This window comes from Streptomyces sp. 12E (assembly GCF_055633275.1).
Genome location: NZ_JBVNCJ010000001.1, coordinates 5629513 through 5643740 on the forward strand (window position 1 = coordinate 5629513; position 14228 = coordinate 5643740).

The following is a 14228-nucleotide window of genomic DNA, read 5'->3' on the forward strand; positions in this document are numbered from 1 at the left end:
CGCGCCGCCCGGCCGGTCGGCCCGAGGGCCTTCCCCCGGCGTCAGCCGAGCGCGCGCCAGGTCGCCTCGTCGAAGTCGGCGGGCAGACCGCCCCCGGTGAGGTCCCAGGCCCACAGGCCGGCGAACGCGCCGGTGAAGCCGAGGGCCCGGATCCGGCCGTCCTCGAACTCCTCGGCGTGCTCGTCGGACAGGACGGTGCCGTCCAGGGGCGGTCCGACGGGGTGCCAGTCGTCTCCGGTGGCGTAGCGGAAACGCAGGTCGGACCCCCGCAGGTCGAAGCCGAGACGCAGCCGGCGGATGTCGCCGAGGGGTACTCCGCCGGCTTCGTCCACGCTCAGCACGCCGCGGTCGCAGCTCGCCGCCCGCAGCACCGCCCGCCCCTCGTCGTCCGCCGTGACGTGCAGGAAGTACCAGTTGCGCGTGTTGTAGTACGCGGTGATCCCGGCCAGGTGCTGGAAGGACCGCGGCCGGTACTCCAGCGTCGCCTCGAAGGCGCCGTCCGCGGACGTCACCCGGCGGCCCACCAGGCTGGGACCGGTCAGGCTCTGCGGCGAGCGGCCGCCGTGCAGCCGAAGGTGGGACGGGCGGGCCGTGAGGGAGACCCAGTCGGGGGCCGCGGGGCGACGCAGTGTGGACCACTGCGGCCCGAGCACCGGCTCGTCGAAGCCGTCCCTCCCGTCGGCCCCGGCGGGCGTCCCCCCGTCGTCGCCGGCGGGCCGTTCGGGAGCGGGGACCTCCAGGGCGGGCAGGCCGGTGGGGACGCGCGGCCATCCGTCGTCGGTCCAGGTGACGGGCGCCAGCGCGGTCTCACGGCCGAGCACGCACGGGCCCCGGCGGCCGTGGGGCCGCGCGACGAGGTACGCCAGGTACCACCGGCCCCCGCCCGCCTCGATCAGGCTGCCGTGTCCCGCCTTCTGCAGCGGCAGGTCCGGGCGGTGCCGGGCGGTGATCAGCGGGCCGTGCGGGTCGCGTGCGTAGGGGCCGGTCAGGGTGCGGGAGCGGGCGACGGTGACCTGGTGGTCGTAGCCCGTGCCGCCGTCCGCGGTCAGCAGGTAGTACCAGTCGCCGCGCCGGTAGAGGTTGGGGCCCTCGATCCAGCCGGCCTGCGGCGGCAGTACGATCCGCACCGGGTCCCCGACCAGCCGGCGCGCGGACCGGTCGTAACGGGTCGCCTCCAGGCCGGCCGAGCCGCCGTGCCCCGGCCGCCAGTCGTGGACCAGGTTCAGCAGCCAGCTGTCGGGGCCGTCGTGGAAGAGGGACGCGTCGAAGCCCCGCGCGTGCAGCAGGACCGGATCGGACCAGGGGCCCTGGACCGACGGGGCGGTGGTGAGGTGGTTGGGGCAGTCGGTGAAGCCTCCCGCGTAGGTGGAGACGTTGCTGTAGACCAGGTGGAACAGCCCGTCCGCGTAGGAGAGGTTCGGCGCCCACACCCCGCCGGAGTCCGGGCAGCCGGTGAGGTCGAGCAGACGCGTGGTGTCCAGGGCGCCGCCCAGCGGCCGCCAGTTCACCAGGTCGCGGGAGTGGTGCAGCCGCACGCCGGGGTGCCACTCGAACGTCGAGGTCGCCAGGTAGAAGTCGTCCCCCACGCGCAGCGCGGACGGATCCGGGTGCGAACCCGGGAGGACCGGATTACGGATGATCCGGGAAGTCGGTTGCCGCATGTGCCTCGTGTGCCTCTCGAACCCTGGACGACCGCACGGTAGGAGCAAGGACCGTAATGTCGAACGCGCTTGCGTTCAAGCGGTGGAGGCGACCGGTCGCGACCAGGTCCGCCGTGCCGGCCGCCCGTTCGCGCGTGCGCCGGGTCCGCACGGCACGGGAGAACCGTCTCCCCGGTCCCGTGCGTCATGGCCTACGGTCTCATCAGTCATCTTCCAGGACGGGGGAGGGTTCGTGGAGCAGCCCAGGACGGCGTTGGCCGAGCGGATCGCCGAGCGGCGGGCGGGGGTCGGGGACCCCCGGACGCTGGTCGGCGAGATGCGCAGGACGGTCCTGCTGGTCCCGTCCGTCGACGGGCGCCTGTGGAGCGCGCGTTCGGGCGGGGTGCGGTGGGTGTGCGCCTTCACGGACGAGGCGGCGCTGGCCCGGTTCGCGCTTCACCACGGGCCCGGGGAGCGGCCGGTGGAGTACGCCGCGCTGCTGGGCGCGCGCATCGTGGACGAGATCGTGCCGGGCCTGGGCGAGCCCGCCGGCCTCGCCGTGGACATCGCCACCGAGGACGGGTCGATGTTCTTCCCGCCGGTCACCGGGATCGTTCCGGACGGGGCCGCCGTCGACACCGGGGCGGCCGGGGAGGAGCGCGGTCATGGGCGGTGACGGGCTGGACCTGAGCTTCGACCGGGCGTCGGTCGCGAAGTTCACCAAGGGCGTGGGCGCCACCATCGACGGGCTGGGCGACCTGGGCGGCGCGACCGGCTCGGTGATGGGCAAGGGCTTCTCCCAGCTGTCGATGACCGGGATGGAGGCCGGGCACCACGGCCTGTCGGTCGACTTCGAGGACTTCTGCGAGCGCTGGGAGTGGGGCGTGCGCGCCCTGGTGCACGACGCCAGCCAGCTCGCGAACCGTCTCGGTCTGGCGGCCGGCACGCAGTGGGAGCACGACCAGTACGTCGAGGGGGCGCTGAAGGTGGGGGTCAACTCCGTGGCGGGCGGCAATCCGCACGCCTCCGAGGAGGAGATCACCCGGCAGGGCTGGGGCGAGGTGTTCACGCCGGACGCCCTGGACCCGGACTGGAGCGCCGAGTCGTGGGACCGGGCGGGCCAGGAGATGGAGCAGACCTGGAAGGACACCGGCCGGACGCTGCTCACGGAGGGGCAGGGCGGCCGGCAGTCGGAGATGCTCAACGAGGCGCTGGGCATCGACGAGCGGGAGTGGAACCGGGCGCTGGACGAGACGTTCGGCCCCTCGCCCGAGGAACGCGCCCGGCAGGCGCAGCAGCAGGGCGGACCGGACGGGCCGGGCGAAGGCGGGGGTGACTGAGCGTGGGAATCGGCGACTTCATCAAGGACATCACGCCGGACTCGGTCGAGGACGCGGTCGAGGACGGCGTCGAGTGGCTCGGCGACCGGGTCGAGGGCGCGGGGAACTGGACCGCGGACCGGCTGGACGACGTCGGCTGGGAGTCCGGCGCGGACTGGGTGCGCGAGCAGTCGCGCTCGGTCGCGAACCGGATGGGCGCCGAGGTCGACGAGATGGACCTCGGGCAGACCGAGGACAAGACCAAGCTCGTCTACGGCAGTCCGGAGAAGATCCGTTCCACCGCCGAGAGACTCCGCTCCTTCCAGAAGGCGTTCGACGACGCTGGCGAGGGCCTGAAGGGCCTGGACTCCTCGCAGCTCAAGGGCAAGGCGGCCGAAGCGCTGCGCAAGGCGGTGAGCACCCAGCCGCCCAAGTGGTTCGAGGGCGCCGACGCCTGCGAGAAGGCGGCCGCCGCGCTGGAGTCGTTCGCCTCCACCGTGACCTGGGCGCAGGGGCGGGCGCAGACGGCGATCGAGAAGTGGAAGGACGGGGTCAAGGCCTCCGAGGACGCCGCCGACGCCCACCGCAAGAAGGTCGACACCTACAACAAGGCCGTCGACCGCTACAACGCCCAGCCCCCGGAGCAGCGCGACCCGTCCACGCTGCCGCCCTGCCCGGCGCCGACCTTCGACGACCCGGGCAAGAAGCTGATGCAGGAGGCGCAGGAGATCCTCGCCGACGCCCGCAAGCAGCGGAACACGGCCGCGGAGACCGCCCGCAGCGCCGTCCGCGCGGCGCGGGACCTGGCCCCCGAGAAGCCGTCGTACGCGCAGCAGGCGGGGCAGGGTCTGCAGGAACTGCAGATCATGGGGGACCACGTCGGCGGCGGGATCATCAAGGGCAGCGCGGGGCTGGTGAACTTCGTCCGGGGGATCAACCCGCTGGACCCGTACAACATCACCCACCCCGCCGAGTACGCCACGAACCTCAACAACCTGGCCGCCGGCCTGGTGCTGGCCGTCAACGACCCGGTGGGCACCGGCAAGCAGATGGTCGGCGACTTCATGAAGGACCCCTACGAGGGCTTCGGCCGGCTCGTCCCCGACCTCGCGCTGACCGCGGCCACCGGCGGGGGCGGCGCCGCGGTCAAGGGGGTGCGCATCGCCGCGGACGCCGCCGACGCCGCCCGGCTCCGCAACCTGGTCGACGACGCCCCCGACGGCACCCACGACCGCCCCGACCACGCCCGCACCACCGACGGCACCGACCCCGTCGACCTCGCCTCGGGCCGCATGTTCCTGCCCCAGACCGACGTGGAGATACCCGGCATCCTGCCGCTGGTCTTCACCCGGCGCACCGAGTCCGGCTGCACGGCCGGCCGCTTCCTGGGCCCGTCCTGGACCTCCACCGTCGACGAGCGCCTGGAGATCGACCCGGTCGGCGTCGTCCACGCCGGCGCCGACGGCCTCCTGATCACCTATCCGCACCCGGTCCCCGGCGCCCCCACCCGCCCCGACTCCGGCCCGGTCCGCACCCTGCTGGCCCGTGACGGGGACGGCGACTACACGCTCACCGACCCCGACACCGGCCTGGTCCGCCACTTCGCCGCCCCGCCCGGCGCCGAACCCGGCGGCGACGGGACCGCCTGGCTGACGTCCCTCACCGACCGCAACGGCCACACCGTCACCGTCGACCGCGCCGACGACGGCCTGCCGCTGGCCCTGGTCCACTCGGCCGGGCACCAGGTGAGGCTGACCTGCGCCGACGGCCGGATCACCGCCCTCTTTCTGGCCGGCGCGGGCGAGGACGGCACCGACCTGCCGCTGATGGCCTACGGCTACCGGGACGGCGACCTCACCACCGTCACCAAGCCCTCCGGCGCCACCACCGCCTTCGTCTACGACGACCGCCGCCGCGTCACCGCCTGGATCGACTCCAACGGCCGCCGCTACGACTACGTCTACGACGACCGGGACCGCGTCGTCGCCGAGGGCGGCGAGGCCGGCCACGTCCAGATCACCCTCGCCTACACCGACCCCGACCCCGCCACCGGCCACCGCACCACCACGCTCACCACCGCCGACGGCCGCACCACCCGCCACCGCGTCGACCACCGCTGCCGCGTCATCGCCACGACCGACGCGCTCGGCCACACCACCCGGTTCACCTACGACACCCGCGGCAACCTGCTCACCCGCACCGACCCGCTCGGCGCCACCACCGGCTTCACGTACGACGAGGAGGGGCGGCTGGTCTCGGCCGTCCGTCCGGACGGCTCCCAAGTACGCGTCGAGCGCGGCCCGTTCGGACTGCCGACGGAGGTCACGGGGCCGGACGGCGCCCGCACGTCGTACACGTACGACGAACGCGGCAACCGGACCACGGTCACCGACCCGGCCGGCCGTACCACCCGCACCTCCTACGACGACGCCGGCCGGCTCACCTCGGTCACCGACGCCCTCGGGGACACCACCCGGGTGGTGTGCGACACGGCGGGGCTGGTCGTGGCGGTGACGGGCCCGTCCGGCGCCACCACCCGCACCGAGCGGGACGGACTCGGCCGCCCGGTCCGCGTCACCGACCCGACGGGCGGTGTCACCCGGCTGGAGTGGACCGCGGACGGGCAGCTCGCCCGCCGCACCGCCCCGGACGGCGCCACCGAGTCATGGACCTACGACGGCGAGGGCAACTGCCTGACCCACACCGACCAGACCGGGGCAGTGACCCGGTTCGAGTACACCCACTTCGACCTCCTCGCCGCCCGCGTCCACCCGGACGGCGCCCGCTACGCGTTCGAGCACGACACCGATCTGCGCCTCACCAGGGTCACCAACCCACAGGGTCTGACCTGGACCTACGAGTACGACGCGGTCGGCAACATCGTGTCCGAGACCGACTTCGACGGACGCACTCTGAACTACCGCACGGACGCCGCGGGCCGGCTCACCGAGCGGACCGACGCCCTCGGCGGGACCATCTCCTTTGAGCACGACCAACTCGGCCAGGTGGTCCGCAAGGTCGTCGACGGGCGAGTGACGACCTACGCCTACGACCCGGCCGGGCGCCTCCTGGAGGCGGTCGGCCCGGAAGGCGAACTGCGGTACCAGTACGACCGTCGCGGGCAGGTCAAGACGGAACTGGTGGACGGCCGCCCGCTCGTGCACTCCTACGACGGACTGGGGCGGCGCGTCCGCCGGACCACGCCCACCGGCCACGTCACGTCCTACTCCTACGGAACCGACGGACTTCCCCTGCGGCTGACCACGAGCGGCCGGCGGGTCGACTTCACCCACGATGCCGCCGGCCGTGAAACGGTCCGCGCCTATGAGGGTGCCATCAGTATGGTGTCGGCCTGGGACGAAGCAGGACGGCTGGCCGAACAGCGCATCACCGCCGGAGCGCGGGTCGTCAACACCCGTACCTACGGCTACCGGGCCGACGGCCACCTGACCTCCGTCGCGGACGGACTGTCGGGCACCCGCACCTTCGATCTCGACCGTGCAGGCCGGGTCACCGCCGTCCACGCGCAAGGCTGGACGGAGCGTTATGCCTACGACGCCGCGGGCAACCAGACGTCAGCCTCCTGGCCGTCCCGTCACCCCGGTGGCGAGGCCATCGGACCGCGCGCCTACATCGGCACCACTGTCACCCGTGCCGGAAGCGTCCGTTTCGAGCACGACGCCCTCGGCCGGGTCACCCTGCGCCAGAAAGCCCGTCTTTCCCGTAAACCCGACACCTGGCGTTACACATGGGATGCGGAGGACCGCCTCACCTCCGTCACCACCCCCGATGGAACGCGGTGGCGCTACCTGTACGACCCCTTGGGCCGCCGCACCGCCAAGCAGCGCCTCGCTTCCGACGGCGAGACGGTCGTCGAGGAGGTCCGCTTCACCTGGGACGGCGCCACCCTGTGCGAACAGACCAGTCACCGAAAGGATCTCCCGCACACGGTAGCCCTTACCTGGGACCACCGGGACGACGTCCCCCTGACCCAGACCGAGCGCATCCTCACGGCCGACGCCCGCCAGGAGGAGATCGACCGCCGGTTCTTCGCCATCGCCACCGACCTCATCGGCGCACCCACTGAACTGATCGACGATACCGGCGAGATCGCATGGCGCTCACGGGCCACCCTGTGGGGCACCACCGCCTGGGCCCGCGACAGCAGTGCCTACACCCCACTCCGTTTTCCCGGCCAGTACTACGATCCCGAGACCGCCCTCCACTACAACTGCTTCCGCCACTACGATCCCGAGACCGGCCGCTACACCTCTCCGGACCCGCTCGGGCTCGGACCCGCGCCCAACCCCGTCGCCTACGTCGACAATCCCTATTCCTGGACGGACCCGCTGGGACTCGCGCCGTGCGCCCGAGGCGGTTGGGCGGACAAGGCGGACTTCTCCAGTCAAAAAGTGATGAGCAAGAAGTTTCATGCTCACGCAGAAGACTTCCTCGACAGTCCCGGAAACCTCAACAAGGCCAACCTCCAGCGCTTCGAAGAAGCCATGCGTGAGCACATGACCGCATCCGGAACGAAAATATACCGTTTCGACTACAGGAATCAGGGGCCAGCAGTCGGGTTCATTGATCCGATTTCCCAGAAAATGGTCATGCTGCACGCCGATGGTAGATTTTGGTCGGCCTGGAAACTGGGCGACAAGCAGTTTCAGGGAATTATCGACAAAGGGTTTCTGTGGTGACTGGTTCAGAGCGCGAAGAGTCGAACGATCCGAGGGCTGTGCTCGGTGTGGACGGAGGCCTCGCCTCGTCCTGGCTCCGCGGAAAATCGGTGGTCCCCATGCCCGCGGGTGCGCGGATCGACGCGGCTTTGGCTCGTCGGATCACGGCCGGCTGCCGTGCTGTCGGGGTTTCGTATCTCCTTGGCACGGGTCTCGCCGGCGCCCATGGGGTGGTGACCGGTACGACATCCCGGTTTCCCCTCCACGGGGATCTCACGGTCATCCGCCCGCCCTTCCTGCTCCGCACCCCCGACCTGCGAGGGGCCGTCCTCTTTCCGGAGGCGGGCTACACGCTGATCGCGGGGACCGATGCCTTCATGGCCGCGGCCGTCAGCGAGGGAGTCGACGCGGCACGCTCACGTTTCGGCCGTTATGCGCGCGCCCTCCGGGAACGTCACCCTTCCTTGTCGGCCGTGGCGGCCGCCCACCCACCCGGCCGCAGGGCCTGGTCCCGCCCCGACGACGTCGACCCGACCAGCGCGGCGGCACGGCAACTGGCGTTGCTGGAAGCGTTCACCGACGGGACCTGCGATGCATCGGACTTCGCTCACGGCTGGTGGGAGGCCCGTCGCGCGTCCCAGGCGAACGGGGAGCGGATCCAGGGGGCACTCGGCGACCTCTTCGACCAGTTGTTCATGATCCTCGAGGACTACTCGGTCGATCCCGAACTCGCAGAACCCGGAGATCTCGACGATGCCGAACTCCGGACCGCGGTACGCGCGGCCTGGGACGCGTTCCGTCGCTGCGGAACCGACCGGAGGCGGTGACCGTCGCGATGCGTGAGGCCGCCCGGCAGTGTTCCGGTGTCCTGGACGGTCCGGGATTGTGCCGGGTCGCGGTGCGTCTCCCGTCCGACTCCCACTGGCATGGAGACCGGCGGATGGGCGACGCCACCTGGTGGACACGGAACGAGAGGGGAGTCCACGTCCTCCCGGCCGACTCCACGCCCCCCGCTGTGTGCGCCCCGCCTCCCACCGGGCTGATCCACTCGGCCCGGATGCGAGGACGGGAAATGCGCGATTTGGACGGAGTGTTCACCCGGTTCTACGAGGCGCTGCGCCTCCCGGACTGTTCCGGCTGGAACCGGGATGCGCTGCGGGACTGCCTGAGTGATCTCCGCTGGCTCAATGCCGAGCATTTCCTCGTCACCATCGATGATGTCCACGCCGTGCTCTCCGAGAGCCCCGAGGAACGTGAAATCCTTTTCCGTTCCCTGAACGACGCAACGAAGTTCTGGGCGGGGAAAGCCGAGCTTCCGGGACAGGAGAAGACGACTTTTCAGGCCGTGCTGCTGTGTCCGCCCGAAGTCCAGGAAGAGACGCTCCGTGAACTGCGGACATGAGAGGCCCATCAGGACGCCGGTGGTCCCTGAGGCATCGGTGACCATGAGAGTGACGTTCGACGGCGACCGGAGCGCGACGGTGACGGGCGGTGCCCTTCGCGTCCTGCCGCGCTTCGACTTCCGGGACCAGCGGGTGCGTGTCGCGGAGTACGCCGACGTGGGGGAGTGGCAGCAGTTCCTCGTCGACACGTTCGGCAGCCGGGAACGGCTGTGGGACGACCCGGACGAGCTCCGGTTCGACCCGGCCGGCCGGGAGTTGGCCGGCGCCGCGTTCCGCCTGCCCCACGAAGCGGCCGACCCCGAGGACTGCGCCCGCGTTCCCGCCGTACCCCCCGTCCGCCCCGGCGGGCTGCGCGCCGACGAAACCCGGGACTTCCGTCTGCCGGTGACAACCGAGCTCTGCCGTGCTCCCGAAGACGCCGTGCTGACCTGTCTGCGCGACCTCGACGTCCTCGACGAGCCGCTGGACGCCCGCATCGGCATCGCCCCCGACGTGGCGCTCCTGGCCCAGGGCGGCGCCGTCGTCGGCTGGAGCCTGACCGACCCGGTCCGGTACGTCACCACCGGGTTCGCCGCTCCCGACCCGGCTCCCCCGGCCCCGGCCACCCGGATCCTGTTCACGGCCTGCATGGACCTCGCCACCACACCGTGGCTGGACGCGGTGCGGCGCCGTGACCCGGACGCGGTGGCCGGCCTGCGGGAGCTGGACCGCAGGCTGCGCGCCCGACGCGAGGACCGGCACCGCGTCGACGCCCTGCTCGCACTCGTCGGCGACCTGGTGGAGGACTACGGAAACCCGTGACGCCGGAGCGGCCACCGGGCGAGCGACCGGGGTGAAGAGCGATGACGGGGATCGACGAAAGGTCGGGGATGACGGAAGACCGGCAGGCACCGGATTGGCTGAACGTCCTCGAGCGTTGCGGCCTCGAGGTCATGGGAAAAGCGGACCGGGGCGGGCCGCCCGTGGACTCCGCCCTCTACGCGGTCGCCGGAATCGAGGTCGAACCGGACGTGACGGTCCCCGCCTCCACTCCCGGTGCCGCCGGTGAACTGGACGAGGCGTGGCACCGTCGCGCCTCACAGGCTCCGCTGTACGGAGGGAAGGGCGAGTTCCTCATCCTGCCGCCGGTGCCGGGCGGGAGCAGGGTCGGCTGGGTGCGCGTGAAGGACCCGGTCGGCAGGAACCTTCCGTCCCGTATCGCCGCGGTGACGGGGGCACCCGAGTTCGTGGCCGTCTCGCCGGACGGCCGTCGCTTGTGCGCCGTCTCGGTCGAGGACGACGACCACTGGGTGGTGACGCACGCGTTCTGACCCCGGCTCCGCGTCAGCCCCACATTCCGAAGCTGATTTCCTCGAGGATCCTGCTCCACTCGCTTCCTTCGTCGGCGAAAGGGGTTTCGTCGGCCTCGGAAATCTGCTTTCTCATGCGTTCCACGACGCGAGCGCGTTCACTTTCTTCGTCCGCCGGAAGCCCTTGGCATTCGCTCCTTCCCCGCTCCAGGACGATGAGGGAGTGGACGAATGAGGAAAGATCCGCGTTCATGGCGGTACAGTTCTCTTCCCCTTCGGGGAAGGAATGGATTCTCCCGTCGCTCGGGTCGATGGCGATCGTCGCGTAGTCGAAGACCCCCAGGATCTCCCACCCTTCGGACTCGGGCGGGCATTCGGCGCCGTCTTCCTCGAACGCGGTCTTCAGGGTGGGCCTGTCGTCGGTCCTCTCCAAGGACTCGTCCTCGAGGTCGAAGCGGCTCGAGAAGAACGAGCTCTCCGGCAAGCCGACATCCGACAGGAAGCGCGCCGCCTCGCTCTGCATGTGGCTGTCGGCGGAACGAGGAAAGTAAGTGACGCGGGTAAGGCCGAAGCCGTCGACCACCTGCCGTGTTGTGATGCTGGTCAACGATTCCGTGTCTCCTGCCAGGGGCGTCCCCACCACGGGCCTCAGCCCTTCGTCGTCGTTCATGGCACCTTGGTCGCATGCCGGAAGCGAGCCGCATGAACGACGTGTCCGTGGCGCTCGAAGCGCTGACCGACCGTGATCCGGGCCGACGGGACGTCGCCGCCGCGGTGCTCGGGGACCTCCTGCGGTCCGCCGCGCTCGACGCGGAGACCGCTCGTCCGGTCGTCGGACGCCTGGTCGGCCTGGTCGTCGACGACCCCGTGACCGAGGTCCGTGAGTCCGCCCTGCACTCGATCGGCGAGGCGTTCAACCGCCACAGACTGCCTCTGGACGTTGTCGAGCCGCTGGCCCCGGCCATGCCGGGGATGGAACGCGAACTCCTCGAGTACGCCCTCTACATCCTCGGGGCGACGCACGACCCGCGGGCCGGCCCGCTGATCGAGCCCTTCCTCCGCCACCCCGACCCGGCCGTCCGCGGGGAAGCCCGCATGGCGGCGGCCGAGATCACCGCATCGGTCCGGGAGAGCCGCGTCCACGACTCCTGACCCGGACGGGTCCGGCGCGGGGCGGAGTGCGCAGGTCAGTGCCGGGTGGCGGCGTGGGTGACGAAGTCGGTCCACACGGCGGGGGAGGGGGCGAGTCCGGGGCTGTGCCGGTCCTTGGAGACCCGGACGTGGACCGCCCGCCTGCCCCGCGCCACCTCGACGCAGGCATCGCCGTCGGAACCGCTGCGGCTGCTCTTGAACCGGACCCGTTCGTCGGTGCTGTTCACAGCGCTCCTCGCAGTCGCTCCAGCAGGCTCCTGGAGTCGTCGGAGGTGAGAGCCTGCGGGCGCAGTCCCGCATACCGCTGGAGCACGATGCTGACCTCCTTCGGGTCCAGGACCAGCATCCCGCCACGCTGTCCCTCCGCGTAGCCGAACCACTTGTGGTCCGGTTGTGGTCCGGGGACTCCAGGAGCATCGACGGCCCGTCGAAACCGGCGTGGTCCGGCTGGTGGCGCGGCATGATCTGCGACTCGACGTTGAACCGCGACGACCGCTCCAGGAGGCTGTCGACCAACTCCCGCGTCACGTCCGGGCCCCGGTGCCGCGCTCCAGCAGTGCCTGCTCGACGACGAAGCCGAAGGCGACCGCCGGCCCGCGGTCGGACAGCCGGTGGCGCGCCGGCCGGGCCGTGACCTGCCCGGCCGGCGCGGTCGTCGCGGGGAGTTGTCCGGAGAGCGGGGCGTCCGCCGGGCGGGGCGGCGATGATGGACCGATGGCGGAAGATCTGATCCGGCCCACCCGCGGTGGGCGTACGACCGGCCGGCCGACGCCCGAGGTGCTGCCCCCGCCGCTGCGCGCGTGGCTCGGACCGGTCGCGGCCCTCGCCGCGCTGGTGGTCGCCGCGCTCGGGGCCGTGTACGCCGGCGACGGCGGACCCGGCGGGCTGGACGCGCGGATCGCGGTGGACGGGGTGGGGGCGCCGTGGCGGCGGACCGCCCTGGCCACGGACTTCCTGGGGGAGCCCGTGGGGGCGGCGGTGCTGGTCGGGGCGGCCGTGACGGGCTGTCTGCTGCTCCGGTGGCTTCGTGCGGCGGTGCTGGTCGTGGCCGGGGTCGGTCTGGCCGTGGTGGCGACGAAGCTGCTCAAGCCGCTGGTGGGGCGGACCATCCACGGCGACGCCAACCTGTCCTACCCGAGCGGGCACACCGCCTTCCTCACCGCGTTCGTCCTCGTGGTGGCGCTGCTCGCGGCAGGCCGGCTCGGCCTCGGCAGGACGGCCGGCCTGTCGCTCGTGCTCGGCGCGGCGCTGGTCGCGGGCGCCGCGATGGGCTGGGCGCAGGTCGCCCTGGGCGCCCACTACCCGACCGACGTCCTCGGCGGCTGGTGCACCGCGCTGGCGGTGACACCGGCGGCCGCGTGGCTGGCCGACCGGGTGGCCGACGCCGGTCGGGAGTGACGGCCCTGACGTCACGCCAGCTCACGCCAGGCGGCGGAAGACCGGCTTCACCGGGCGGCCGCCCAGCCAGGGGGTGGGGTCGCCGGCGTCCAGCGCCTTGCGGTACACCGCGCACGCCTGGGCCACCACGTCGACGGTGTGCTCGATGTCGGCGTCGCTGAGCGCGCCGCTCACCACGAACGACGGGGCCAGCACCCCGCCCGCGAGGAGCCGGCGCAGGAACAGGGTGCGGTACTCCTGCGACGGCCGCCCGTCCCCGTCGAGGGTGGCGAAGACCAGGTTGCTGGCCCGGCCCCGGACGACGACGTGGTCACCGACGCCCATGCCGGCCGCGGCCTCGCGGACACCGGCGGCCAGCTTCTCGCCGAGGGCGTGCAGCCGCGCGGTGACGCCCTCCTCGACGTAGGTGGCCTGCACGGCCATCGCGGCGGCCAGGGAGTGGGTCTCCGCGCCGTGCGTGGTGGACAGCAGGAAGACCCGCTCGCCGGAGTGGCGCAGCCCGCCCCGCTCCATCAGCTCGCGGCGACCGGCCAGCGCGGAGACGGCGAACCCGTTGCCCAGCGCCTTGCCGAACGTGGAGAGGTCGGGGACGACGCCGTACAGGCCCTGGGCGCCCGCCTCGGACCAGCGGAAGCCGGTGATCATCTCGTCGAAGACCAGGACGCAGCCGTGCCGGTCGGCCAGCGCGCGCAGGCCCTCGAGGTAGCCGGGCGGCGGCTCGGTGTGGGTGGCGGGCTCCAGGATCAGGCAGGCGACCTCGCCCTCGTACCGGTTCAGCAGATCCTCCGTGGCGGCCAGGTCGCCGTAGGGGAACGCCACGGTGAGGTCGGTGGTCGCCGCCGGGACGCCGGCGGACATCGGCGTGGTGCCGATGAACCAGTCGTCGACGGAGAAGAAGGGGTGGTCGGCGCAGAGGGCCACCCGCGGGCGCCCGGTGGCGGCGCGGGCGAGGCGCACCGCGGCGGTGGTGGCGTCGGAGCCGTTCTTCGCGAACTTCACCATCTCGGCGGTCGGCACCGTGGCCAGGAAGCGTTCCGCGGCCTCGACCTCCACGACGGACGGCCGGACGAAGTTGCCGCCGCGGTCCAGTTCCCGCCGCACCGCCTCGGTCACGCGCGGGTGGGCGTGGCCGAGGCTGACCGAGCGCAGGCCGGAGCCGTACTCGACGTAGCGGTTGCCGTCGACGTCCCACACGTGGGCGCCGCGGCCGTGGCTGATGACCGGGGCCAGGTGCTCGGGGTACTGGTCGTCGCCCTTGGCGTAGGTGTGCGCGCCGCCGGGGACCAGGGCGTGCAGGCGCTCGTTCGCCTCCCGCGAGCGGGGCAGTTCGAACTCTTCGGTGGTCACT

At 72.1% G+C, this 14228-nt stretch carries 14 protein-coding genes; 9 read left to right on the forward strand and 5 right to left on the reverse strand.

From position 1 onward, the window contains the following. Nucleotides 1-41: 41 nt before the first annotated feature. On the reverse strand, nucleotides 42-1661 hold the full coding sequence (locus ACZ8ZB_RS25940) for a glycoside hydrolase family 43 protein (RefSeq protein ID WP_470740027.1): 1620 nt from the start codon (nucleotides 1659-1661) through the stop codon (nucleotides 42-44). Between the two features lie 232 nt (nucleotides 1662-1893). On the opposite strand from ACZ8ZB_RS25940, the gene ACZ8ZB_RS25945 reads away from it, so the two are divergent. The 7 genes from ACZ8ZB_RS25945 (at nucleotide 1894) to ACZ8ZB_RS25975 (ending at nucleotide 10351) form a co-directional block, all read left to right on the forward strand. Beyond that, nucleotides 1894-2316 (forward strand): hypothetical protein, encoded by a 423-nt coding sequence (locus ACZ8ZB_RS25945; RefSeq protein ID WP_470740028.1) that lies wholly within the window; start codon nucleotides 1894-1896, stop codon nucleotides 2314-2316. Beyond that, nucleotides 2306-2980, forward strand: a complete 675-nt coding sequence (locus ACZ8ZB_RS25950; RefSeq protein WP_470740029.1) for a hypothetical protein — start codon at nucleotides 2306-2308, stop codon at nucleotides 2978-2980. The genes ACZ8ZB_RS25945 and ACZ8ZB_RS25950 overlap by 11 nt, the downstream gene beginning before the upstream one ends. Nucleotides 2981-2982: 2 nt before the next feature. Continuing rightward, nucleotides 2983-7659 carry a putative T7SS-secreted protein gene (locus tag ACZ8ZB_RS25955; RefSeq protein WP_470740030.1) on the forward strand — a complete coding sequence of 1559 codons (4677 nt, stop codon included), beginning with the start codon at nucleotides 2983-2985 and terminating at the stop codon, nucleotides 7657-7659. A gap of 98 nt (nucleotides 7660-7757) precedes the next feature. Beyond that, nucleotides 7758-8465, forward strand: coding sequence for a colicin immunity domain-containing protein (locus tag ACZ8ZB_RS25960; protein WP_470740031.1), 708 nt, complete (start codon nucleotides 7758-7760; stop codon nucleotides 8463-8465). A 230-nt stretch (nucleotides 8466-8695) separates the two neighbouring features. Beyond that, entirely contained in the window at nucleotides 8696-9040 is a 345-nt protein-coding gene (locus tag ACZ8ZB_RS25965; protein WP_470741582.1) for a barstar family protein, read from the forward strand. 43 nt (nucleotides 9041-9083) lie between these two features. After that, on the forward strand, nucleotides 9084-9842 hold the full coding sequence (locus ACZ8ZB_RS25970) for a hypothetical protein (RefSeq protein WP_470740032.1): 759 nt from the start codon (nucleotides 9084-9086) through the stop codon (nucleotides 9840-9842). 131 nt (nucleotides 9843-9973) lie between these two features. Continuing rightward, the gene (locus ACZ8ZB_RS25975) at nucleotides 9974-10351 is read left to right on the forward strand and encodes a hypothetical protein (RefSeq protein WP_470740033.1); all 378 of its coding nucleotides are present in this window, start codon (nucleotides 9974-9976) and stop codon (nucleotides 10349-10351) included. 13 nt (nucleotides 10352-10364) lie between these two features. Here ACZ8ZB_RS25975 and ACZ8ZB_RS25980 read toward each other — a convergent pair whose 3' ends face one another. After that, nucleotides 10365-11000 carry an SUKH-4 family immunity protein gene (locus tag ACZ8ZB_RS25980; protein ID WP_470740034.1) on the reverse strand — a complete coding sequence of 212 codons (636 nt, stop codon included), beginning with the start codon at nucleotides 10998-11000 and terminating at the stop codon, nucleotides 10365-10367. Nucleotides 11001-11014: 14 nt separating this feature from the next. Between ACZ8ZB_RS25980 and ACZ8ZB_RS25985 the strand changes: the two genes are divergently transcribed. Next, the gene (locus ACZ8ZB_RS25985; RefSeq protein WP_470740035.1) at nucleotides 11015-11482 is read left to right on the forward strand and encodes a HEAT repeat domain-containing protein; all 468 of its coding nucleotides are present in this window, start codon (nucleotides 11015-11017) and stop codon (nucleotides 11480-11482) included. Nucleotides 11483-11517: 35 nt separating this feature from the next. Here the strand turns inward: ACZ8ZB_RS25985 and ACZ8ZB_RS25990 are convergent, their stop codons facing one another. Both ACZ8ZB_RS25990 and ACZ8ZB_RS25995 read right to left on the reverse strand, forming a co-directional pair. Then, nucleotides 11518-11709, reverse strand: a complete 192-nt coding sequence (locus ACZ8ZB_RS25990) for a DUF397 domain-containing protein (protein WP_470740036.1) — start codon at nucleotides 11707-11709, stop codon at nucleotides 11518-11520. Then, nucleotides 11706-11828 carry a hypothetical protein gene (locus ACZ8ZB_RS25995; RefSeq protein ID WP_470740037.1) on the reverse strand — a complete coding sequence of 41 codons (123 nt, stop codon included), beginning with the start codon at nucleotides 11826-11828 and terminating at the stop codon, nucleotides 11706-11708. The genes ACZ8ZB_RS25990 and ACZ8ZB_RS25995 overlap by 4 nt, the downstream gene beginning before the upstream one ends. A gap of 368 nt (nucleotides 11829-12196) precedes the next feature. Here ACZ8ZB_RS25995 and ACZ8ZB_RS26000 point away from each other — a divergent pair, with 368 nt between their 5' ends. Beyond that, on the forward strand, nucleotides 12197-12880 hold the full coding sequence (locus tag ACZ8ZB_RS26000; protein WP_470740038.1) for a phosphatase PAP2 family protein: 684 nt from the start codon (nucleotides 12197-12199) through the stop codon (nucleotides 12878-12880). A gap of 21 nt (nucleotides 12881-12901) precedes the next feature. Here the strand turns inward: ACZ8ZB_RS26000 and ACZ8ZB_RS26005 are convergent, their stop codons facing one another. Continuing rightward, entirely contained in the window at nucleotides 12902-14227 is a 1326-nt protein-coding gene (locus ACZ8ZB_RS26005) for a glutamate-1-semialdehyde 2,1-aminomutase (protein WP_470740039.1), read from the reverse strand. Nucleotide 14228: the final 1 nt, after the last annotated feature.